General features: G+C 61.1%; 21 protein-coding genes. 9 read left to right on the forward strand and 12 right to left on the reverse strand.

Annotated features, from left to right (window positions below; genetic code table 11):
- Positions 1-93: 93 nt before the first annotated feature.
- Positions 94-1,800 carry a ShlB/FhaC/HecB family hemolysin secretion/activation protein gene (locus JFT86_RS24765; protein ID WP_201233698.1) on the reverse strand — a complete coding sequence of 569 codons (1,707 nt, stop codon included), beginning with the start codon at positions 1,798-1,800 and terminating at the stop codon, positions 94-96.
- A gap of 152 nt (positions 1,801-1,952) precedes the next feature.
- The gene (locus JFT86_RS24770; RefSeq protein ID WP_201238847.1) at positions 1,953-2,402 is read right to left on the reverse strand and encodes a helix-turn-helix domain-containing protein; all 450 of its coding nucleotides are present in this window, start codon (positions 2,400-2,402) and stop codon (positions 1,953-1,955) included.
- A 174-nt stretch (positions 2,403-2,576) separates the two neighbouring features.
- On the opposite strand from JFT86_RS24770, the gene JFT86_RS24775 reads away from it, so the two are divergent.
- The 5 genes from JFT86_RS24775 (at position 2,577) to argE (ending at position 7,473) form a co-directional block, all read left to right on the forward strand.
- On the forward strand, positions 2,577-3,395 hold the full coding sequence (locus JFT86_RS24775; protein ID WP_201238848.1) for an alpha/beta hydrolase: 819 nt from the start codon (positions 2,577-2,579) through the stop codon (positions 3,393-3,395).
- 338 nt (positions 3,396-3,733) lie between these two features.
- A complete protein-coding gene (locus JFT86_RS24780; protein ID WP_201238849.1) occupies positions 3,734-5,053 on the forward strand; it encodes an NAD(P)/FAD-dependent oxidoreductase in 1,320 nt (439 codons plus the stop codon).
- A 58-nt stretch (positions 5,054-5,111) separates the two neighbouring features.
- Positions 5,112-5,528, forward strand: coding sequence for a RidA family protein (locus tag JFT86_RS24785; RefSeq protein WP_127926852.1), 417 nt, complete (start codon positions 5,112-5,114; stop codon positions 5,526-5,528).
- A gap of 119 nt (positions 5,529-5,647) precedes the next feature.
- Positions 5,648-6,325 (forward strand): DUF1028 domain-containing protein, encoded by a 678-nt coding sequence (locus JFT86_RS24790; protein WP_201238850.1) that lies wholly within the window; start codon positions 5,648-5,650, stop codon positions 6,323-6,325.
- Positions 6,322-7,473, forward strand: coding sequence for an acetylornithine deacetylase (gene argE / locus JFT86_RS24795; RefSeq protein WP_201238851.1), 1,152 nt, complete (start codon positions 6,322-6,324; stop codon positions 7,471-7,473). Before JFT86_RS24790 ends, argE begins: the two co-directional genes overlap by 4 nt.
- 18 nt (positions 7,474-7,491) lie before the next feature.
- On the opposite strand, the gene JFT86_RS24800 is transcribed toward argE, so the two are convergent.
- The gene (locus JFT86_RS24800) at positions 7,492-8,403 is read right to left on the reverse strand and encodes a LysR family transcriptional regulator (protein ID WP_201238852.1); all 912 of its coding nucleotides are present in this window, start codon (positions 8,401-8,403) and stop codon (positions 7,492-7,494) included.
- Positions 8,404-8,789: 386 nt separating this feature from the next.
- Between JFT86_RS24800 and JFT86_RS24805 the strand changes: the two genes are divergently transcribed.
- Positions 8,790-10,205, forward strand: a complete 1,416-nt coding sequence (locus JFT86_RS24805; protein WP_201238853.1) for a cytosine permease — start codon at positions 8,790-8,792, stop codon at positions 10,203-10,205.
- Between the two features lie 94 nt (positions 10,206-10,299).
- The gene (locus tag JFT86_RS24810) at positions 10,300-10,923 is read left to right on the forward strand and encodes a glutathione S-transferase (protein ID WP_201238854.1); all 624 of its coding nucleotides are present in this window, start codon (positions 10,300-10,302) and stop codon (positions 10,921-10,923) included.
- Between the two features lie 61 nt (positions 10,924-10,984).
- Here the strand turns inward: JFT86_RS24810 and JFT86_RS24815 are convergent, their stop codons facing one another.
- From JFT86_RS24815 to JFT86_RS24830, 4 genes are all read right to left on the reverse strand, one after another.
- Entirely contained in the window at positions 10,985-11,413 is a 429-nt protein-coding gene (locus JFT86_RS24815; RefSeq protein ID WP_025111546.1) for a TOBE domain-containing protein, read from the reverse strand.
- Positions 11,414-11,509: 96 nt separating this feature from the next.
- Positions 11,510-11,863 carry a gamma-glutamylcyclotransferase family protein gene (locus JFT86_RS24820; protein WP_201238855.1) on the reverse strand — a complete coding sequence of 118 codons (354 nt, stop codon included), beginning with the start codon at positions 11,861-11,863 and terminating at the stop codon, positions 11,510-11,512.
- Between the two features lie 9 nt (positions 11,864-11,872).
- Positions 11,873-12,535 carry a M24 family metallopeptidase gene (locus JFT86_RS24825; protein WP_201238856.1) on the reverse strand — a complete coding sequence of 221 codons (663 nt, stop codon included), beginning with the start codon at positions 12,533-12,535 and terminating at the stop codon, positions 11,873-11,875.
- An 83-nt stretch (positions 12,536-12,618) separates the two neighbouring features.
- A complete protein-coding gene (locus JFT86_RS24830) occupies positions 12,619-13,497 on the reverse strand; it encodes a LysR family transcriptional regulator (RefSeq protein WP_201239177.1) in 879 nt (292 codons plus the stop codon).
- A gap of 103 nt (positions 13,498-13,600) precedes the next feature.
- On the opposite strand from JFT86_RS24830, the gene JFT86_RS24835 reads away from it, so the two are divergent.
- The gene (locus JFT86_RS24835) at positions 13,601-14,992 is read left to right on the forward strand and encodes an aldehyde dehydrogenase family protein (RefSeq protein ID WP_201238857.1); all 1,392 of its coding nucleotides are present in this window, start codon (positions 13,601-13,603) and stop codon (positions 14,990-14,992) included.
- Between the two features lie 127 nt (positions 14,993-15,119).
- On the opposite strand, the gene JFT86_RS24840 is transcribed toward JFT86_RS24835, so the two are convergent.
- Positions 15,120-16,655 carry an MFS transporter gene (locus JFT86_RS24840; protein WP_201233702.1) on the reverse strand — a complete coding sequence of 512 codons (1,536 nt, stop codon included), beginning with the start codon at positions 16,653-16,655 and terminating at the stop codon, positions 15,120-15,122.
- 161 nt (positions 16,656-16,816) lie between these two features.
- Here JFT86_RS24840 and JFT86_RS24845 point away from each other — a divergent pair, with 161 nt between their 5' ends.
- Entirely contained in the window at positions 16,817-17,713 is an 897-nt protein-coding gene (locus JFT86_RS24845; RefSeq protein WP_201233703.1) for a LysR family transcriptional regulator, read from the forward strand.
- A gap of 45 nt (positions 17,714-17,758) precedes the next feature.
- On the opposite strand, the gene JFT86_RS24850 is transcribed toward JFT86_RS24845, so the two are convergent.
- The 4 genes from JFT86_RS24850 to JFT86_RS24865 are packed head-to-tail and all read right to left on the reverse strand — an operon-like array spanning position 17,759 to position 23,152.
- The gene (locus JFT86_RS24850) at positions 17,759-18,085 is read right to left on the reverse strand and encodes a LysR family transcriptional regulator (RefSeq protein WP_201233704.1); all 327 of its coding nucleotides are present in this window, start codon (positions 18,083-18,085) and stop codon (positions 17,759-17,761) included.
- 6 nt (positions 18,086-18,091) lie between these two features.
- Positions 18,092-18,391: an antibiotic biosynthesis monooxygenase family protein gene (locus JFT86_RS24855; protein ID WP_201233705.1), complete on the reverse strand. Its 300-nt coding sequence runs from the start codon at positions 18,389-18,391 to the stop codon at positions 18,092-18,094.
- Entirely contained in the window at positions 18,388-19,887 is a 1,500-nt protein-coding gene (locus tag JFT86_RS24860) for an efflux transporter outer membrane subunit (protein WP_201233706.1), read from the reverse strand. Before JFT86_RS24860 ends, JFT86_RS24855 begins: the two co-directional genes overlap by 4 nt.
- 10 nt (positions 19,888-19,897) lie before the next feature.
- Positions 19,898-23,152 (reverse strand): multidrug efflux RND transporter permease subunit, encoded by a 3,255-nt coding sequence (locus tag JFT86_RS24865; protein WP_201233707.1) that lies wholly within the window; start codon positions 23,150-23,152, stop codon positions 19,898-19,900.
- Between the last annotated feature and the right edge of the window lie 12 nt (positions 23,153-23,164).

A 23,164-nucleotide genomic window follows, 5' to 3' on the forward strand; every position in this document is an offset into this window, starting at 1 on the left:
AAAGTGTTCACGGTTTTTTTCGGCAGCAGCAGGCTGACCGGCCAGAAAGGCCAGTTGACGGATGTCCATGTCAGAATCTCGTGGCGAGCAGTTTTAGAGGAAGAATTCCAGGCGGAAATAGATCGGTGCTTCGCGCTCGGTCAGCGCATCAGGTCGTTCCAGAGAGTGCGCGAAGGTCACGCCAGCGGAGACATGCTGGCCACGGGCGAACAGGTCCAGCGAGTTGCTCGACATGCGGCCGTGCTGATCGCCGTTGTAGCGACCGTTCTGGATCACGCCCTGGTCGTAGCCGAGGCTGGTGCCGTATTCGGAGAACACCGGTTGCAGCCACTCGACAGTCACCGGACGCGTCCAGCGCAAGTCGTTGCGCCAGTAACCGCCGCTGTCGCCCGCCAGTGATTGGTCTTTGTAGCCACGAATCGACGACGAGCCGCCGAGGCTGGTGCGCTGCGAACTGAACAGCACGTCCTCACTGCGCTGACCGGTCATCAGGCTGCTGAAGCTGAACGATTCGCCCCACAGTTTGAACGGCTGCAAGTAGCTCAGGGTCGCGGTGTATTTGCGGTAGCGTGCGTCGGGTTCGCCCGGTCCCGGATCGTGGCTGCCTTGCGCGTCAAAGGCTCCGATGCCTTCCTGCATCCCGGCATCGAAGTTGACGAAGGCACTGCCGACGCGGCGACCGTGGTTGAAACCGAACTGCGCTTCGCTGATGCGGTTGCTGCTCAGTTTGAGTTTGCTGTCTTCGATGAAGTTGTTGGTGCGCAGGTACGACAGACCGGCGCTGAGAGACGTCTTGCTGACCGAGTCGCGATGGATCACCCGTTCGGCGCGAAACTGATGGTTTTCGCTGTCGCCGGTCTGCTTGAAGTTGTAGAGGTTGGCGGCGATTTGCGAGCGGTACTCGCTCTGGCTGTAGGTGTAATTGAAGTTCCACCAGCCCCACGGCACGTTGTAGCTGAGCATGGCGTTGTTGGAGGTGTGCTGGTGATCGGTCATCGCATCGTGACCGCCGCGCAGGCTCAACTGATCGGCCAGACCCAACGGGCTGTCCCAGTCGAACGTCGTGCCCCACTGCTGTTCGCCAGTGCTGCGCTGGCCGTCGTTGTTGCGCGACAGGCCAACACGCCACGGTTTCTGTGGCGTGTTGGTGACCAGCACTTCGCTGCCACCGACGTTCTGCCCCGGTGCCAGCTCCATTTTTGCCTGATTGGATGGCAGGCGATTGAGCTGATCGACCATTTGCTCGATCTCGCGCAGGTTGACGAGTTCACCAGTCTTGCCGGGAAACGCCATGGCCAATTCGCGATCCGAGAGTTTGCTGTTCTCGGCGCCCTTGAGGCCTTCGAGCTTGCCCTCGACCACCAGCACTTTCAGGTGCCCGCCGGACAAATCCTGTTGCGGCAGATAGGCGCGGCTGGTGACCAGGCCTTTTTCGATGTAGTAGTCGGTGATGACTTTAAGCAACTCGTTGAGCTGCGGCACGCCGAGGCATTCACCGATGTAGGGTTTGAGCAGACGAGTCCTGGCGCTCTCCGAAAGGCTGTCGGCGCCCTTGAGCTCAATGTCTTTGATCGGGAAGCAACGGGTATCGGTCGGCGCTGCCGGTTGCGCAGGTTTGACCTCCTTGCCCGGCAAATCCTTGAGTTCTTCGAGGCGTCGCTGCTGCTCTTCGAGCAAGCGATTCTGACGTTCGCGAATCAGGTCGGTTTCACCAGGGGTGGGTGCCGCGAAAGCACTCTGGAGTGGAGACAGGCACAGCAAGGCTACGCACAACCTCGTCACGAGGACGGGTGGGTACATGTTCGATCCCTCGAGACGGAAAGTGACATCAAAATAGTGGCGCGATATTAGATGGCCACCATTTTGACGTCAAACAATCGTTTCAACCTTTTGTCGGGTTTGTATCGAGGATTGAACAATCGCAGCCATTGCGGCTGCGCCAAGCAATGAAATCAGTGCTCAACAGCCAAGCGGGTCGCGACGTCCTCCGGTGCCAGCAAGCGGCCATCGGCGGCCATCAACTCCAGCTTTCGAATCGGCTGGCGATGCTTCGCATCGACCATCACCGAGCCCGGCTCGCCCGCTGCGTACATGAACTCGCCGCCCCACTGCGACAACGCGACGATCACCGTTTGCAAGGCTTTGCCGCGTTCCGTCAGCACGTATTCCTTATAGGCTCCGCCGTCGGCGGCAGGCATCGTTTGCAGTATCCCCTGCTCCACCAGGCTTTTGAGGCGGGCGCTGAGCATGTTCTTGGCGATATCCAGATTCTTCTGGAAATCACTGAACCGACGAATGCCGTCCAGCGCATCACGGACGATCAACAACGACCACCAGTCGCCGATCAGATCCAGCGTCCGGGCGACGGGGCAGGCATTACCCTCAAGACTTTTGCGCTTCATTTCAGGTGTCTCCGGCATACGGCAGTTTCGTGCGGTTGCATCTTACAACTCCTGATGAAAATTGGCTGCGCTGCGGGCGGGCAAACTTAGCACCTGCGTACAAGTTGTCAGCGGATTTTGCGCAGATAGTGGCGGCTGTTATGCCCACGAATGACCCCAAACGCAGGAGTTTCCATGAGCACGTTGAAGACCCAAGACGGTACCGAAATCTATTACAAGGACTGGGGCAGCGGTAAGCCCGTGCTGTTCAGCCACGGCTGGCCGCTGGATGCCGACATGTGGGAATACCAGATGGAATACCTGAGCAGCCGTGGCTACCGCACCATTGCCTTCGACCGCCGCGGTTTCGGCCGTTCCGATCAGCCATGGACCGGTTACGACTACGACACCTTCGCTGATGACATCGCGCAACTGATCAATCATCTGGACCTGCGGGAAGTGACACTGGTGGGCTTCTCAATGGGCGGCGGCGATGTCAGCCGCTACATTGCCCGTCATGGCAGCGAGCGCGTTGCCGGCCTGGTATTGCTGGGCGCGGTGACGCCGCTGTTCGGCAAGAAAGCCGACTTCCCCGAGGGCGTCGACACGTCGGTGTTCGACGGCATCAAGGCTGGCCTGCTGAAAGATCGTGCGCAGTTCATCGCCGATTTCGCCGCACCGTTCTATGGCACCAATCAGGGCCAGACCGTCTCTGACGGCGTGCTCACGCAAACCCTGAATGTCGCATTGCTGGCCTCGCTCAAAGGCACGGTGGATTGCGTTACCGCGTTTTCGGAAACCGACTTCCGCCCGGATCTGGCCAAAATCGATGTACCGACGCTGGTGATCCATGGCGACGGCGACCAGATCGTGCCGTTTGAAACCACCGGCAAGCAGGCGGCGGCGCAGATCAAGGGTGCCGAGCTTAAAGTCTACGCAGGCGCACCGCATGGTTTTGCGGTGACCCATGCGCAGGCGTTGAATGAGGACCTGTTGGCGTTCCTTGACCGGTAACAGCGCTCACGTTGCTGCAGTTGTGGCGAGGGGATTTATCCCCGATGGGTCGCGCAGCGGCCCCAAAAAGACTGGGCCTGCTTCGCAGTCCATCGGGGATAAATCCCCTCGCCACGAAACTCACTCAGATTTTGCTTTTCTGTTCGCAAACTTTGCTATTGCTCTACCAGAAAAGTCCCGTATTTAAAGGCTTTCAGCCCTCTGCATCAGAATTTTATCTTCACATCCCAGCTTAATAATATTTTACCGATACCCCCCTCCTCCCTAGTCTGACCGCAAGCAAAACGGACAAGCCAACAGCGCCCGAATCCAACTGCCTTGCTAGGAAGGATGTAGAGATGACCACTGAAATAATAAAAACAGACACGCTGATCGTGGGAGCCGGCCAAGCGGGCGTGGCCATGAGCGAACACCTGAGCAAACTGGGTGTGCCGCACCTGGTGCTGGAGCGCAATCGCATTGCCGAGCGCTGGCGCACCGGCCGTTGGGACTCGCTGGTCGCCAATGGCCCGGCGTGGCACGACCGCTTTCCCGGGCTGGAATTCGATGACGTCGATCCCGACGGCTTCGCCGCGAAAGAACGCGTGGCTGATTACTTCGAGGCCTATGCGAAGAAATTCAATGCACCGATCCGCACCGGCGTCGAAGTCAAAAGCGTGGTGCGCAATGTCGGTCGCCCGGGCTTCACCGTCGAGACGTCCGAAGGCGTGATCGAAGCCGCCCGCGTCGTCGCTGCAACCGGCCCGTTTCAGAAACCGGTGATCCCGGCGATTGCACCAAAAGACCAGCGTCTTTTGCAGATTCACTCCGCTGACTATCGTAATCCGCAGCAACTGCCTGATGGCGCGGTGCTGGTGGTCGGTGCGGGTTCGTCAGGCGTGCAGATTGCCGATGAGCTGCAACGCTCCGGCAAGCAGGTTTACCTCTCCGTGGGCGCCCATGACCGCCCGCCTCGCGCCTATCGCAACCGTGATTTCTGCTGGTGGCTGGGGGTGCTTGGCGAGTGGGATCAAGCGGCGATGAAACCCGGCCGCGAGCACGTGACCATCGCGGTCAGCGGTGCCCATGGCGGGCGCACCATCGATTTCCGTGGTCTGGCGCATCGCGGTATGACCCTGGTGGGCGTGACCGAGTCGTTCAACGACGGCGTGGTGACATTCAAGCAAGATCTGCTCGGCAACCTCACTCGCGGCGACGAGAACTATCTGGCGCTGCTGGATGCCGCCGACGCCTACATCGAGCGGAACGGCCTGGATCTGCCGGAAGAACCGGAGGCGCGCGAGACCTATCCGGATCCTGAATGCGTGAAAAATCCGCTGGTGGATCTGGATCTGGCCCGCGCCGGGGTCACGTCGATCATCTGGGCCACCGGGTTTGCCGTGGACTACTCGTGGCTGCAGGTCGCGGCGTTTGATGACAAGGGCAAGCCTGTCCATCAGCGCGGCGTGTCGAGTGAGCCGGGGGTGTATTTCCTCGGTTTGCCGTGGCAGTCGCGCCGGGGTTCGTCGTTCATCTGGGGTGTGTGGCATGACGCCAAACATGTCGCTGATCACATCGCCACTCAGCGCAAGTACCTGGACTACCGCGATGCCGAGCAGCGTGAGGCCGAGTTGCATGCACCGACACACAGCAAAGTCGCCGACACCGTCGACGCTTGATTTCCCTCTTTCGCTCCGGCGCCGGTTGCGCCGGGCAACTCATCTTCAGGAGCTGCACATGAGCAAGCCAACCCACACTCGTATCCGCATGTTCAACACCAAAGACACCTACCCGAACCAGACGCTGGATAACGACCTGTGCCAGGCGGTCCGCGCCGGCAACACCGTTTATGTGCGGGGCCAGGTCGGCACCGATTTCGACGGCAACCTGATCGGTCTCGGCGATCCGCGTGCGCAGGCTGAACAAGCCATGCGCAACGTCAAACAACTGCTGGAGGAAGCCGGCAGCGACATGAGCCACATCGTCAAGACCACCACCTACTTGATCGACCCGCGCTATCGCGAAGCGGTGTATGGCGAAGTCGGCAAGTGGCTCAAGGGTGTGTTCCCGATCTCGACCGGCCTGGTGGTCTCGGCGCTGGGCCAGCCGCAGTGGTTGATGGAGATTGATGTGATTGCGGTGATTCCCGAGTAAGTCGACAGACCGAGTCGCGGCCATCGCGAGCAGGCTCACTCCTACAGGGGAATGCATTTCAAATGTGGGAGCGAGCCTGCTCGCGATGAGGCCAGTTCAGACACACAAGGAGCAAGTAGATGACCTTTTCAATCGCCGCACGTTGTCCCGAAACCGGCCAGTTTGGTGTCGCCATCAGCTCTTCCAGCATTGCCGTCGGCGCGCGCTGCCCGTGGCTGTTGCCCGGCGTCGGTGCAGTGTCGAGCCAGAACATCACCCTGCCGTCGCTCGGCCCGGAAGTCCTCGCGCTGATGGAGCAAGGCCTGGCGCCGGACGATGCACTGGACAAGGTGCTGACCCGCAACGGCTACAGCCAATACCGCCAGATCACCGCCATCAACCACCTCGGCCAGACCGCACATTTCAGCGGCGCGCAAACCCTCGGTGTGCACAACGCGGTGGCCGGTGAACAATGTGTGGCGGCCGGCAACATGCTCGCCGGGCGCTCGGTGATCGAAGCCATGGTCAGCGCCTTTGAAGACGGCGAAGGCCAGTTGACCGACCGTCTGCTCAAGGCCCTGCACGCGGCCCAGGCACTCGGTGGTGAAGCCGGCCCTGTGCATTCGGCCGCCGTGATGGTGGTCGGCGAACAGACCTGGCCGATCGTCAATCTGCGCGTCGATTGGGCCGATGACAACCCGATCGGCCAGTTGCAAAAACTCTGGGATGCCTACCAGCCGCAATTGCAGGACTACATTGATCGCGCCCTCGATCCGGCGAAAGCCCCGGGCTACGGCGTCGCCGGAGATGATCGATGAACAGCAGCGTCGAGTTGCTCAAGGTGCTGGTGGGGTTTGATACCACCAGCCGTGAATCCAACTTGCAGTTGATCGAGTTCGTCCGCGATTACCTCGCCCGCTTCGACGTGCCCTGCGCGCTGATCTACAACGATGAGCGCAGCAAGGCCAACCTGTTCGCGACGATTGGCCCGGCGGATCAAGCGGGCATCGTGCTGTCCGGGCACACCGATGTGGTGCCGGTCGATGGCCAGCCGTGGACACTGCCGCCGTTCGAACTCAGCGAGCGCGACGGCAAACTGTTCGGTCGCGGCACGGCGGACATGAAGGGCTACATCGCTTGCGTGCTCGCCCTGGTACCCGCGTTGATGAACGCAGCATTGCGCATGCCGGTGCACATCGCCCTGTCCTACGACGAAGAAGTCGGCTGCCTCGGTGTGCGCTCGCTGCTCAAGGTGCTGGAGCAACGCCCGGTCAAACCGCTGCTGTGCATCATTGGCGAACCCACCGAACTGAAACCGGTGCTCGGCCACAAAGGCAAACTGGCGATGCGCTGCGATGTGCACGGCCACCCGTGTCATTCCGCCTATGCACCCCTGGGGGTGAATGCCATCGAATACGCCGCCGAACTGATCGGTGAACTCGGCCGTCTCGGCCAGCAACTGAAAGCGCCGGAGCAGCACGACCCACGCTTCGATCCACCTTACAGCACCGTGCAAACCGGCGTGATCAGCGGCGGCAAGGCCTTGAACATCGTGCCCGCCGACTGCCGCTTCGATTTCGAGATCCGCGCCCTGCCCTCACAGGACCCCACTCTGGTCGCCGCCGCGCTGAAAACCTACGCAGAACAACAGCTGCTGCCGCGCATGCGGGCGGTCAGTGAACACGCCGATATCCGCTTCAGCGAATTGTCGGCCTATCCGGGCCTGGCCACCGATGCGCAAAGTCAGGCAGCCGAGCTGATTGCCGCGTTCTGCGGCTCGAAGGAATTCACCACAGTGGCGTTCGGCACTGAAGGCGGATTGTTTGATGCGGTGGGGATTCCCACCGTGGTGTGCGGCCCTGGCAGTATGGATCAGGGCCACAAACCGGATGAGTTCGTCAGCCTCGATCAACTGCACGCCTGCGACGCAATGCTGCAACGGATGCTGGCGTCTATCAGCCACTGAAAACCGGCTCGGCACTCCTCAGGGGTACAGCCGAGCCAGCTCCTCCCGACAGTGATCGACAAACAATTGCACCGGTTTGGTCAGTTGCACGCGCCGCAGCCATGCGGCCGACAATCCCGAACCGGTGACGCTTTCGGCCAGCGGCACACACACGACTTTCTGGCCGTCGTAGGTGTAGTCGCTGAACGGCTTGGTCACCAGAATCGAAAAACCGAAGCCACTCCCGACCATGCCCCGCACCATCTCGATCGACGGTGAGCTGAAGACGATGTGCGGGGTCAATCCGCGTTCTTCGAAGATGCTCACGAAGTAGGTCCGACTCGGCACCACGTCGAGCAGAATCATCGGTTCCAGCACCAGTTCGTGCAGCGAGACTTTCGCCTGTTGCGCAAAGCGGTGATTGGCCGGCAGCAAGGCGTAAGGCTGTTGCGGCGGCATCAGCGGCGTGGTTTCGATGGTGCTGTCGAGGTCGTGTTCGAACAGCATGGCCATGTCGATGCTGCCGGCGGTCAGCGCCTGCACCAACTCCTGTTGCTCGCCGTCGCGAATGCGGATTTCCACCCCCGGCCAGCGTTCCTTGAAGCCAGCGATCAGCCGTGGCAGGTACAGCGGCGCGACCGTTTCGAAACAGCCGATATCGATTTGTCCCGACACCACGTCGTTATCGGCGAGGGCGTTCTGCTCGAACTCGTGGGCCACGCGCAACAGCTCCAGCGCCTTGCGATAAAACCGCGAACCGCTCGGCGTCAGGGAAACGCCCTGGGCGTGATGGCGGATAAACAGCTGCACGCCGAAGCTTTCTTCCAGATGTTTGATCGCGGTGGAGACCGACGGTTGGGCGATGTAGAGCTTGCGCGAGGCCTCGGCAACGCTGCCGCAATCGGCGGTGGTGACGAAATATTTGAGCTGGCGCAGGTTGTAGGCGGCCATGGAACCTCCGGTGGATCAGCCTGACATCACTTTTGTGGCAAAAGGACTTATCTGTGGCAAAAGGACTTATCTGTGGCGAGGGGATTTATCCCCGATGGGTCGCGCAGCGGCCACACTTTTGACTCTAAAACCAAGGGCCGCTGCGCAGCCCATCGGGGATAAATCCCCTCGCCACAGGGCTGTGCAAATTCAGATAAGAGTGAAGACTTGAACATACCGGACAGCCCCGCCACGCGCGGCATACTTTTTTTAAGGTCTGTAGCAACAAACTTACTAATTTATCTATCCCGAACCTTTGCACATGATCGCTTCAACAAGAAATGCGCCGTCCGTGTCGGCGCTTACCGAAGTACGTCCACGTACTCATCCTTGCCTTGGAGTTCGTCATGTCCACCTCTGCAACAACGTCCGCCCCGCTCATTGAAAAACACACGATAGGATACGTGCCCCCCGAAGATCGCCACGGAAAGGTCAGGGATCTGTTCACGCTGTGGTTCGGCGGCAACATCGCGCCGTTGCCCATCGTTACCGGCGCGCTTGGCGTGCAACTGTTTCACTTGAATCTGCTGTGGGGCATCGTCGCCATTCTGGTCGGTCATCTGGTCGGCGGCGTGCTGATGGCGCTGCACTCGGCGCAAGGCCCGCAGATGGGCATTCCGCAGATGATCCAGAGCCGCGCCCAGTTCGGCTCCCTCGGCGCCCTGCTGGTGGTGCTGATTGCCGGCGTCATGTACATCGGCTTCTTCGCCTCCAACATCGTCCTGGCCGGCAAGTCGCTGCATGGCGTGGTCGACAGCGTGCCGGTGCCGGTTGGCATCGTTATCGGCGCCCTCGGTTCGGGGATCATCGGCATCATCGGCTACCGCTTCATTCACGTGCTCAACCGCATTGGCACCTGGGTGCTGGGGATCGGCATCGTCGTCGGCTTCGGCTACATCTTCACCCACATCCAGACCGACGATTTCCTCACTCGGGGCAGCTTCAACCTGTCCGGCTGGCTGGCCACCGTGTCGCTGGCGGCGTTGTGGCAGATCGCGTTTGCGCCGTACGTTTCCGACTACTCGCGTTATTTGCCGGCCGATGTGAAGGTGTCATCGACGTTCTGGACCACCTATCTGGGCTCGGCGCTCGGTTCGAGCCTGGCGTTCATCTTCGGCGCCGTTGCCGTGCTGGCGACGCCGGTGGGCATGGACACCATGGACGCGGTCAAACTCGCCACCGGTTCGATCGGCCCGCTGATGCTGGTGCTGTTCCTGCTCAGTGTAATCAGCCACAACGCGCTCAATTTGTATGGCGCCGTGCTGTCGCTGATCACCCTGGTGCAGACCTTCGCCTATCGCTGGATTCCGACCGCCAAGAGCCGTGCGGTGATCTCGATCATCGTGTTGCTGGGCTGCTGCTTTGCCGCCGTCGGCGCATCGAAGGACTTTATCGGTCACTTCGTCGACATGGTGTTGGTGCTGCTGGTGGTGTTGGTGCCGTGGACCGCGATCAACCTGATCGACTTCTACGCGATCCACAAGGGCAAGTACGACATCCAGTCGATCTTCCAGGTCGACGGCGGTATCTACGGCCGCTACAACCCGCAGGCCTTGCTGGCCTACGCAATCGGCATCGCCGTGCAGATCCCGTTCATGAACACGCCGCTGTACGTCGGCCCGGTGTCGGCGCACATCAACGGCGCGGATCTGTCGTGGCTGGTCGGGCTGCTGGTGACGTCGCCGCTGTATTTTTGGTTGGCCAATCGTGACAGTGCTTATCGTCGGCGGATGACCGGTGGCAAGCTGGCCAGCAGCCTCTGACATTGTTTCGCTGAGCCAAGAAGGCCCGCCGTGTGCGGGCCTTCTGTATTGTGGTATTGGTTGACGACCGACAATCACCGGACAGGGAAATCCAATGCTGCGAATCCTCGGTAAAGCTTCCTCCATCAACGTGCGCAAAGTGCTGTGGACGTGCGCCGAACTGCAGATTCCGTTCGAGCGTGAGGACTGGGGTTCCGGGTTCAAACCGACCGACACCCCGGAGTTCCTCGCACTGAATCCGTGCGCCATGGTGCCGGTGATTCAGGACGGTGATTTCACTTTGTGGGAATCCAATTCGATCATTCGCTATCTGGTGTCGCGCTACGGCGGCTCGCCTCTCTATCCAACCGATCCGAGAACCCGTGCGCGCATCGATCAATGGATCGACTGGCAGGCGTCGGAGCTGAATCGCTCGTGGTCGTATGCGTTTTTATCGCTGGTGCGTCAATCACCGGAGCATCAAGACAACGTTGCGCTGGCCAACGGTATCGAGCAGTGGTCGAAGAATATGCAGATTTTGAATCGGCAGTTGGAATTGACCGGGGCTTATGTCAGCGGCGATGAGTTTTCACTGGCGGACATCCCGGTCGGACTGTCGGTGAATCGCTGGTTCGAAACGCCGTTCAAACACCCGCACTTGCCCGCCGTCAGCGCTTATTACGACCGTTTGAATCAACGCGAAGGCTTTCGCCTGTACGGGCGCAACGGCACGCCATAAAGCAAAAGACCTCTGATCCGGGAAACCGGTATCAGAGGTTTTTCTCAGCCTGAAAAAATAATCAGGCCGGAACACCCAGAATGATGTGCGACGCCTTGATCACTGCCGTCGCGCTGACACCTTTGGCCAGGCCCAGTTCGGCCACGGCATCGCGGGTCACGATCGAGTAGACCTTCGAACCACCGGCCAACTCGATCACCACTTCCGCATTGACCGCACCGTCGGTGACGCTCAGCACCTTGCCTTCCAGGCAATTACGCGCCGAGAGGCGGATGTCGCTGGACTCGGTCATCAGCATCACCCACGGTGCCTTGACCAGCGCGACGGCTTCTTTACCGACGGCGATGCCGAGGTTCTTGATGCTTTCCATGGTCACGACGGCAACCAGTTGCTCGCCACCGGCGAGGGTCAGCACCACTTCGGCGTTGACCGCCCCTGCCTGAACCTGGCTGACCTGACCTTTGAATACGTTGCGTGCGCTGACTTTCATGATGGACGTCCTGTTTTTTGACTTTGGAGTTAGGAAACGGCGTGCATCATCAAAGTTGACGCTATATAAAAACAACTACAGCGCTGCGCCCCGTTGTCACGCCTGCACGTAAACCCATGCATCGACTCCAGACTTTAGCAGCACGCTGACACGTTTGTAGTCGGCCACTTCGTACTCATCCGCCGCAGCCAGTTCCTCTGCCGTGATGTGAAATACCGTGCCGGCAATTTCATCCGCCGGGTTGCCGCTCGCCTGCACGATGGGGTGGTGAGTCTTGCCGCTGGTGGCGAGCACGGCAGGGTCGGTGATCTCGACCATTGCCTGTTTGTAGCCTGGCAGGCTGTCCGGTTTGCCTTGCAACTCACGGCCGAAATTCGCCTGTTGTACCGCGCGATCCTGCAGAGTGCCGTAGGAGAACAGCAGCACGGATTGTGGTGTCGAGGTCGTCATGGGTTTTCCTTAAATCAGCAAATCTTCGTAAAACGCGCCAAACGGACGCGACGGATGGGCGATCTGGATTTCCAGAATCCACACACCGGCATTCGGTGCCTGCTCGAAGTCGCCCAGATCGCCGCCACGATGAATCGCGTGCGGGAAATCACTGACGCGGTGGCCCTTGATATTCAGGTTCAGCACCCAGCCCATCGCCTCGGCCTGATCGCTGGCATACCGGTAGAGTTCGACACCGGAAACACCCTCGCGCCAGAACGCCTCGACGCGGTCGAACAACACTTTGGCCGCCGCCGCGCAGGCAATCATTTCCGGGTCGGTCCCCGTGGTGAACGTCGCCCCCGCATCGCCTTCGTGCCCTTGCCAGACCACGCCCATGTCGATGAAGAAAATATCGTCGGCGCCCAGCACCGGGTCACCATCGGAGCGCTGTTTGAAGGTCTTCAGGGTATTGGCGCCGAAGCGGATCAACAGCGGGTGCCAGATCCGGTCCATGCCCAGTTCAGCAAGGATTTCCTTGCCTCGGGCCGTCGCTTCGGATTCAAGCATGCCCGGTTTGATCACCGCGGCAATCGCGTCAACGGCTTTCCAGGTCAAATGCTGGGCGTGGCGCATGGTTTCCAGGACGAAACGTTCACCTACCGCTTCTTTGCCGCTCAGGGCTGTGGTCATTTACGGGTTCCTCATCGGCGCGCTGTATAGTTTTTTATATTGCGAAACGCGAACAAAGATACAGTCATGACACAAAGTGTCAATTACTCTTCTGCACGCACCACACCACGCTCCTCCAGCAAGCGCACAAACATGCTCAAACTGCGCGACACCGTGCCCCGTCGCCACACCAGCCAGGTGGTCAGATAACGAAAGTCCGCCGCCAGCGGCCAGACACTCACCGTCGCGCTGCCGGGCATGCTTTGCAGCATCTTGCGCGGCATCAGTGCCAGACCCGCCCCGGCGCTGACGCAGGCGAGCATGCCGTGGTAGGACTCCATTTCGAAGATCTTGCCGGGAACGGCGGCGTCGGTGCTGAACCATTTTTCGAAGTGATGGCGGTACGAACAATTGGAGCGAAAGGCATAAATGCTCTCGCCGTTGACGTCCGCCGCACGCTGCACGGGCGGGTGATTGAGCGGCGCGATGATGACCATTTCTTCTTCGAAGGCCGGCACGCCTTCCAGCGTCGGGTGCAGCACCGGACCGTCGACAAAGGCTGCCGCCAGACGCCCGGAGAGTACGCCGTCGATCATCGTTCCGGACGGCCCGGTGGACAGGTCGAGATCGACTTTCGGATGCAGCTGGTTGTAGGCCGCCAGCAGTTCGGGAATGCGCACCGCCGCCGTGCTTTCCAGCGAACCGAGGGGAAACGCGCCCTGCGGCTCTTCGCCCGCGACGGTGGCCCGGGCTTCCTGGACCAGATCGAGGATACGCCGCGCGTATTCGAGAAAACTCCATCCGGCCGGTGACAGGCGCAAACGGCTTTTCTCGCGAATGAACAGGTCGACACCCAGATCCTGCTCCAGCTGCTTGATGCGCGTGGTCAGGTTCGACGGCACCCGATGAATCTGCGCCGCCGCCGCGCTGATGCTGCCGTGCTCGGCCACGGCTTTGAAGATTTCCAGCTGCACCAGATCCACAGTCATTCTCCAATCGTGAAAGAAACGATCTTTATTATTCAGTTTCCAGAAAACAAACGCCACCCTACTCTAGGCCCATCCACTGAACACGCAGGACGACGCCATGAGCCAGATTTCCAGCCAGACCCACGCCATTTCGATCAACCCGACCACCGGCGAGCAGATCGGCGCCTACGCCTTTGAATCCGCCGAAGCCCTCGACGCGGCCCTGACCCGCGCCGCCTACGGCTTTGGCAAATGGAAACGCAAGCCGCTGCAAGACCGCTCCCGCGCCCTTACTGCGCTGGCCGGTGCTTTGCGTGAAACCGCTGAAGCCATGGCCACCATGATCACCCTGGAAATGGGCAAACCCATCGCCCAGGCCCGTGGCGAAATCGAAAAATGCGCCAAGCTCTGCGAGTGGTACGCCGAACACGGCCCGGCCATGCTCGACGCCGAGCCAACGCAAATCGAAGGTGGCAAGGCGCGTATCGAATACCGTCCGCTCGGCCCGATCCTCGCGGTGATGCCGTGGAACTTCCCGATCTGGCAGGTGCTGCGCGGTGCGGTGCCAGCGCTGATCGCCGGCAACACCTACGTGCTCAAGCATGCGCCGAACGTGATGGGCAGCGCCTATCTGCTGCGCGATGCGTTTACCCGCGCCGGGTTTGCCCCAGGCGTATTTGAAGTGATCAACGTCACCCCGGACGGCGTCTCCAGCGCCATCGCCGACCCGCGCATCGCCGCTGTGACCCTGACCGGCAGCGTGCGTGCCGGCATGGCCATCGGCGCACAGGCCGGCGCGGCACTGAAAAAATGCGTGCTTGAGTTGGGAGGTTCCGATCCGTTCATCGTGTTGAATGACGCTGACCTCGACGAAGCCGTTCAGGCCGCCGTAATCGGTCGCTACCAGAACTCCGGTCAGGTCTGTGCGGCAGCCAAACGCCTGATCATCGAAGAAGGTGTGGTCGAGGAATTTACCCGTAAATTCGTAGAAGCCACGCGCAAGCTGAAGGTCGGCGATCCAATGGCCGCCGACACTTACATCGGGCCGATGGCGCGTTTCGATCTGCGTGACGAACTCGATCAGCAAGTGCGCGACACCCTCGAAGAAGGTGCAACGCTGTTGCTGGGTGGCGGCAAGGCTGAAGGCGCCGGCAACTACTACGAGCCGACGGTGCTGGCCGACGTTACCGATCGCATGACCTCGTTCAAACAGGAACTGTTCGGCCCGGTTGCCTCGATCATCACCGCCCGCGATTGCGCACATGCCATCGCTCTGGCCAACGACAGTGATTTCGGTCTGACCGCGACGATCTACACCGCCAATGTGCAACTCGCCCAGCAATTGACCAGCGAGCTGGAAACCGGCGGCGTGTTCATCAACGGCTACTCCGCCAGCGACCCGCGCGTGACCTTTGGTGGCGTGAAGAAAAGCGGTTTTGGCCGCGAGCTGTCGCACTTCGGCGTACGCGAGTTCTGCAACGCGCAAACCGTGTGGCTGGATCGCAAATAACCCGAACACATAAACCCGTAGGAGCTGCGGCACGCTGCGATCTTTTGATCTTGTTTTTAAAGTCAAAAGATCGCAGCGTGCCGCAGCTCCTACAGGATGTTCCCTTCCCATTGGCCGAGGGAGGGTTTTATGCCGTGGCTTGCTGCGGGTCTGCAACCGGCCGATCCCTGCTCAACAGCCCCAGCACCACCGCCGCCGAAGCGAGGGTGATCACTGTCAGGATGTGCAGCAGGTACTGAAACGCCGAGGCATAACCTTCCACCAGACGTTCGTTGGCCAGCCCCGGAATCGCGTTGATCGCATGGGCCATGTCGCCCGTGGTGACTCGGTGTGCAGTCTCGGCAATCAGCGCCGTATCGACACTGCCTGCCACTGCGCTCGACAGGTCGGTATGCAGCAGCGAAGCCAGAATCGCCGCGACACTTGCCAGTGCAATCCCCTCTCCCGCCACGCGCACTGTGTTGAAAATTCCTGCCGCCATCCCCGCACGCTCTTTCGGCACCACACTGACCGACAAGCCATCCATCAAGCCCCACGGCAGACCGGCGCCAACCCCGATCAACACCATCGGAATGACCAGAGCGAATTTCGGTTCGCCAACGTTGTACAGGCTCAGCCAGTGCAGCCCCAGCGCGGCAATCAGAAAACCGATCCCCGACAGGATGCCTGCCGAGACAAACCGGGTCATCGATGCCGCCAGCATCGGCACCACCAGCATCGGTGCGGACAGCGCGAGCAACAGCAGACCGGCGTCGATTTCACTCAAGCCCTCAACCCCGATAAAGCGCAGCGGCAGCATCACCACCAGCACGATGTAGCAGTAGCAGGTGCCGATCGGCAGCATTTGCACGCCGATGAAGCGCGGAAAACGGAACAGGGTAAGGTCGAGCATCGGCCGTTTGACGCGCATTTCGATCATCACGAACAGCGCCAGCAACAATGCCGATGCACCGAGCAGACCGACCACCAGCGGGCTGCGCCATCCACTTTCCGGGGCCTGGATCACGCCGAACGTGAACAGCGCCAGCATCGCGCTGAAGGTGATGGTGCCCGGCCAATCCAGCCCCGTGGCGTCCGGGTCACGGGTTTCGCGCATGCGTGGCAGACCGAAGACCATGGCGATCACACCGATCAACGCGGTGAAAACGAAAATCGCTCGCCAGTTGAATGCTTCGATCAATGCCCCGGCGACCAACGGGCCGAACGCCAGGCCGATACCGAACGTGGTGCCCAGCATGCTGTACGCACGGGTTCTGGCATGGCCTTCGAACTCCTGGGCCAACGCCGCCGAACCGCTGGCCAGCGCCGCAGCCCCCGCCACACCCTGAACGGCGCGCAGCACGTCGAGCCAGAACACCGACGGCGCCAGGCTTTGCGCAAGCGAGGCTGCGGTGAACAGCAGCATGCCGAAAGTGAACAGGCGCTTGCGACCATAGACGTCAGCCAATGCCCCTGCTGCCATCAGCAGGCTGCCGAACGACAACATGAACGCGTTGGTGATCCACGTCAGGGCGACAGGACTGCCGCCCAGGTCACGGCCGATGGCGGGCGTTGCCACCGCGCCGCCGGTAAAACTTAACGGAAGAACCAGTGCCGACAGGCAGATGGCCGCGAGGATCAGCAGCTTGTCGCGCTCGCCCCGCTGTTGAGCGACAGATGTCATGAGTAAATCCTGTGTCAGAAGAAAAAATCGCTGCTTGAATGCAACGTGTAAAACCGGCGGATCCGTGCACGGATCCGCCGTTGAAAGGCCATTGTTGATGACGCCGACCTATTGATAAACTCCGCCAATCGAGACGCTTAGTCGCTCAAGGGGAGACAATCATGGAACGTGCCGATACTTCATTTCCCGACATCGCCGCGTTTGTCGGTGTCGCCCAGACCGGCAGCTTCACCCGCGCAGCGGAGAACCTGGCGACCAGCAAATCCAACGTCGGCAAAGCCGTTCAGCGCCTGGAATCACGCTTGGGTACCAAGCTGTTTCAACGCACCACCCGCGCGGTGCGCCTGACAGAAGACGGCGAGACTTATCTGGTGGCCGCGCAGGCCGCACTCGATGGCTTGCGCGACGCCGCCCAGGCGCTGGCAGCGCGCAAGGAGGAACCGATCGGCCGCGTGCGGCTGGACATCCCTTCAGGCTTTCGCCAGTTGTTTCTGCCGACCATTTCCGAGCTGCGTCACCGCTACCCCCAGGTCACGCTTGAGCTGTCGATGACCGATCGCATGTCCGATGCCGTCGGCGAAGGCTGGGACATCGTCGTGCGTGCCGGCGCCCTGCCCCAGGACAGCGAAATGACCGTGCGCAAGCTGTGCAACACCACGTTGAGCCTGTACGCGTCGCCGGAGTATCTGGCCCGGCATGCACCTATCGAGACGGCAGCGGATCTGGTGCACCACGATGCGGTGATCTTCCGTGGCTTCAGCGGCAAACTGCGACCGTGGTCGCTGACCGAAAACGAACACTTTCGCGAACTGGCACCGCCGCCGGTGCTGGTGCTTTCCGACGGTCAGGCAATGATCGACGCGACGGTGGTCGGCCTCGGCATTTCGCAGCTGTTCAACAAAGTCGCCCAGCCCTATGTCGATTGCGGGCGCCTGGTGCCGGTGTTGCCGGCGGTGGATTCTCCCGGCCCTCCGGTGCACGCGCTGATCCCCCTCGGCAATCGCATGCCGGCGAAAACCCGCGCCGTGCTCAATTACCTCGCCGATCGCTTGCGCTAGCCTCACAACTATTCACTGTGCGGCCCTGCTCGCGAAGAGGCCGGGTCAGTTGACACCATCGTCGCCTGACACAGCGCATTCGCGAGCAAGCCCGCTCCCACGGGTGATCAGGCATTCGATGGTGTGCATCGCCGGTAACAGCGTCGCCGCGACTTCAATGGCCCGGGCCGTCGGGCGTACGCCCCGGCCCGTGCGTACAAACAACGGATCGGCAAACCGCGCCCGCAGCCGCGCCAGCGAGCCACTCACGGCGGGCTGCCCGACCTTGAGCAACGCAGCCGTGCGCGACACATTGCGCTCACGAAACAGCACCGCAAACGTCACCAGCAGATTCAGATCGACGCCACGAAAACTCTCCTCGTTGATCGCCATCGCCCCTCACACATGACTCGCGGTGAAACTGCTCGCCGCAACGCGATTGACCGCGCGACAATCGAGCAGCCGTTCCAGATCATTCAATGCCGGATGCGCGAAATGTGCCTGCATCGCCGCCGCCGATTCCCAGTAGCCAGTGATGATCCACAAGTCGGCATCCGCCGGGCTGCGCACCGCCTGATAGGACAAACACCCCGGCACCTCACCCAAAGTCTGCAGCAGCCGGTCAATCGGCTCGCGCAAGTCTTGCGACTGGCCGCTGACTGCCAGCACTTCGATCACATTGACGGCACCGGTTTTCATATCGATTTCTCCCCGACATTGCCCCAGCCACCACCCAGGGCGCGGATCAGATTGACCGTCGCCACCGCCTGCGCGCCCTGTAGTTGCACGGCAGCCCGACGCGATTGCAGCGCCGTACGTTCGGCGTCGATCACCGACAGATAAATCACATCACCTTCGGTGTACTGAGCCCGTGCCAGTTTTGCCGCACGCGTCGATGCGTCCACGGCTTGCGCCTGGGTCTGTGTCTGCCCCTCCAGCACCCGCAGGTCGGAGAGGTTGTCTTCCACTTCGCGGAACGCCACCAGCACCTGCTGCCGATAATTGGCCACGTCCTCTTCATACTCGGCGCTGGCCTTGGCCAGATTGCCCTTGCGCAGACCACCATCGAAGATCGGCAGGTTCAGCGCGGTGCCGGCCAGCGGTCCGAGCAGGAAGGTGCGGCTGCTCCAGCGGAACAGATTGCTCAGCGAACCCGACTCGAACCCGGCCGAGCCGGTCAATGTCAGCGACGGAAAGAATGCCGCTTTCGCCACGCCGATCCGCGCGTTGGCTGCCGCCATTTCGCGCTCGGCCGCAGCGATGTCCGGCCGCCGCTCCAGCAGCGACGACGGCAGCCCGGCAGGAATGCGCAGCGTCACTGGAGTGAGCGGATTCGCCGCCAGGGAAAACTCCGCCGGACTCTTGCCCAACAACACTGCCAGGCTGTGCTCGGACACAGCGCGCAGACGCTGCACAGTCATCGCATCGGAACGCGACGTCGCCAGTTCGGCCTCGGCCCGGGCCACGTCCAGCTCGCTGATGTCGCCCATCGAATACCGCTGCTGCACCAGTTTCAGCGCTTGCTCACGCAACTGCACGGTCGAGGTGTAAACCTCGTTTTCGGCATCGAGTTGACGCAAGGTGAAGTAGTTCTGCGCCAGGTCTGCCTGTAACGCCAACAACACCGAACGATACAGCGCCTCGCTGCGTTGGGTTTCCGCGTCGGCGGCCTCCACCGTCGACGCCACCCGGCCGAACATGTCGACCTCGTAAGACACTCCCGCCTGCGCGCGCCACAAGGTCTGGCTGGCACCTTTGCCGCTGTCGGATTCATATTGCGAGGCCGGCGAGACCCGTTGCCGGGTCGGACCGAAACCGGCGTCCACCGTCGGGAACAGTTGTGAGCGTTCCGCCTGATTCAATGCCCGCGCCTCTTTCAGACGCGCCGCTGCCGCCAGCAGGTTCTGGTTGGCATCGCGGGCCTGTTGCTGCAGGTCGTTCAACTGCTGATCGCCGAACACCGTCCACCATTCACCGCGAGCGATCTCCTCCGATGGCTGCGCAGTTTTCCACGAGCCCGCTTCGGCGGCGGACAACGCAGTGCGCGGCTCCTGGGTCTTCTCTTCCTTGTAGGCCGGTGGCATCGACACATTGGGTTTGAGGTAGGTCGGCGCCAGCGAGCAACCGGCGGTGGCCATTACAGCGGCGAGCCAGACACTGCCCACCAGCAAACGATTCAAGGCAAATACTTTCATGTCGTTCTCCTTACTTCTCGTACGCCGCTTGCGGCGTGCGCTGCGAAGACTGGGTGGTGGAAACGTCGTGAGTGAAAACGCTGTGATCGTGGGCCGTTGCGTCGGCGCCCAGGTGCGGATGCTTACCGTGCTTGTCGACCAGATGCTCGATACCGGAAAGCTTGCGCAGCAGCACGTAGAACACCGGCGTCAGCATCAGACCGAATAGCGTCACGCCAAGCATGCCGAAGAACACCGCGATGCCCATGGCCTGGCGCATTTCGGCACCGGCGCCGGTGGAGAACACCAGCGGCACCACGCCCATGATGAAAGCGATGGAGGTCATCAGAATCGGCCGCAGACGCAGACGACTGGCCTCGATCGCGGCTTGCACCACGGTGCGGCCCTGCATCTCCAGTTCACGGGCGAATTCGACGATCAGGATCGCGTTCTTCGCCGACAGCCCCACCAGCACCATCAAGCCGATCTGGGTGAAGATGTTGTTGTCGCCATGGGTCAGCCACACCCCGGCCAGCGCCGAGAGAATGCTCATCGGCACGATCAGGATGATCGCCAGCGGCAAGGTCAGGCTTTCGTACAGCGCCGCCAGCACCAGGAACACCAGCAGCACGCTGATCGGGAACACCCACATCGCCGAATCACCGGTCAGCACTTGCTGATAGGTCAGGTCGGTCCACTCGTACTTGATGCCGCGCGGGAACACCTCTTTGGCAATCCGGTCGACCGCTGCCTGCGCCTGACCGGACGAGTAACCTGGCGCCGGCCCACCGTTGATGTCGGCAGCGGTGAAGCCGTTGTAACGCACGACCATTTCCGGGCCGTAAGTGGTGGTAACTCTGATCAGCGACGACAGCGGCACCATCTCGCCTTTGTCGTTGCGGGTCTTCAGCACGCCGATGTTTTCGGCGGTGGCACGAAACGGAGCATCGGCCTGAGCCCGTACCTGATACACGCGGCCGAAGGCGTTGAAGTCGTTGACGTACATCGAGCCCAGATAGATCTGCAGGGTGTCGAACACATCCGTCACCGACACACCCAGTTGCTTGGCCTTGACCCGGTCCAGCTCGACATTGAGTTGCGGCATGTTGATCTGGAAGGTCGAGAACGCCGGGCCGAGTTCCGGGGCCTTGGTGGCTGCGGCGAGGAAGTCCTGGGTCGCCTTGTTCAGCGCCTCGTAACCCAGCGCGCCACGGTCCTCGATCATCAGTTTGAAGCCGCCGACGGTGCCCAGACCCGCCACTGGCGGTGGCGGGAACACGGCAATCGCGGCGTCCTTGATACCGGCGTATTTAGCATTCAACTGGGCAACGATTGCCGAGGCAGATTGCTCCTTGCTGCGGTATTTCGAGGGTTCCAGCACCGGGAACACCAGGGCGCTGCTCGGCGAGTTGGCCAGGCTGACCGACAAGCCCGGGAACTGCGGCAGGTTCTTCACTCCCGGAATTGCCAGGGCGATATCGCCCATGTCGCGCACGACTTTCTCGGTACGGTCCAGGGTCGCGCCGCTCGGCAGTTGCGCGATTGCTACCACGTAATCCTTGTCCTGACCCGGCACAAAACCGCCGGGCACAATCTTGCCCATCCACACCGCTGCGCCGAGCAGCACGCCGTAGATCACCAGCATCACCAGTTTGCGGTTGACCACATGGCGCACGCCTTTGCCGTAATTGTCCGAACCACGGTTGAACACGCGATTGAAGACCTTGAAGAAACCGCCGAGCAGCGTGTCCATGATCCGCGTCAGACGATCTTTCGGCTCGTCATGCCCCTTGAGCAGGATGGCCGCGAGTGCCGGCGACAGGGTCAGCGAGTTGAACGCGGAAATCACCGTCGAGATCGCAATCGTCATCGCGAACTGCTGGTAGAACTGCCCGGTGAGGCCGGACATGAAGGCCAGTGGCACAAACACCGCCACCAGCGTCAGCGCGATTGCGATGATCGGCCCGCTGACTTCCTGCATGGCTTTGTAGGTCGCATCGCGGGGCGACAGACCGGCAGCGATATTACGCTCGACGTTCTCCACCACCACGATCGCGTCGTCGACCACGATGCCAATGGCCAGCACCATGCCGAACAGCGACAAGGCATTGATGGTGTAGCCGAACCCCAGCAGCAGCGCGAACGTACCAATGATCGACACCGGCACCGCCAGCAACGGGATCAGCGACGCACGCCAGGTTTGCAGGAACACAATGACCACCAGCACCACCAGCGCGATGGCCTCGAGCAGGGTCTGGATCACCGCATGAATGCTGTCGCGGACAAACTGGGTCGGGTCGTACTTGATGCCGTAATCGACACCGTCGGGCATATCCTGTTTGATCTCCTCCATGACCTTGCGCACGTCGTCGGAGATCTGCAGCGAGTTGGCGCCCGGCTGCTGGAAGATGATCATCTGCACCGCAGGTTTGTTGTCGAGCATGGCGCGCAGCGTGTATTCGGAGGCGGCCATTTCCACCCGTGCCACGTCCGACAGATGCGTCACCGCGCCGGCGCTGGTCTTGAGGATGATGTCGCGAAATTCCTGTTCGGTTTTCAGCCGGCCCTGGGCGTTGACGCTCAGTTGCATCGGCACGTCGGTGAGCATCGGCGCACCGCCGACGATACCGGCAGCGACCTGTACGTTCTGCTCGCGAATGGCTTTCACCACATCCAGCGCAGTCATGTTCAGGTGTGCGACTTTCTGCGGATCGAGCCAGATGCGCATCGAATAATCGCCGGCGCCCCACATCACCACTTCGCCGACGCCCGGGATCCGCGCCAGGCGATCCTTGACATTGATCAGCGCGTAGTTGCGCAAGTAGGTCAAGTCATAACGCTGATTCGGCGAAAGAATGCTCACGCCCATGGTCAGGGTCGGCGACGACTTGATGGTGGTCACACCGAGGCGCTGCACGTCTTCCGGCAAGCGCGGCAGCGCCTGGGCCACGCGGTTCTGCACGAACTGCTGGGCCTTGTCCGGATCGGTGCCGAGCTTGAACGTCACAGTGGTGGTCATCTTGCCGTCGCTGTTGGCCAGCGACTGCATGTAAAGCATGTCCTCGACGCCATTGATCTGTTCTTCAATCGGCGAAGCCACGGTTTCGGCTATGACTTTCGGGTTGGCGCCGGGGTATTCGGCACGCACCACCACCGAGGGTGGTACCACTTCAGGGTATTCGGCTGTCGGCAGCTTGGTCAGGGCGATCAAACCGGCCAGCACGATCACCACCGACAGCACGCCGGCGAAGATCGGCCGGTCAATAAAGAATTTTGAGATGTTCATGACGATTCCCGA

Origin of the sequence: Pseudomonas sp. TH06 (assembly GCF_016651305.1) — a bacterium.
Classification (GTDB): Bacteria; Pseudomonadota; Gammaproteobacteria; order Pseudomonadales; family Pseudomonadaceae; genus Aquipseudomonas.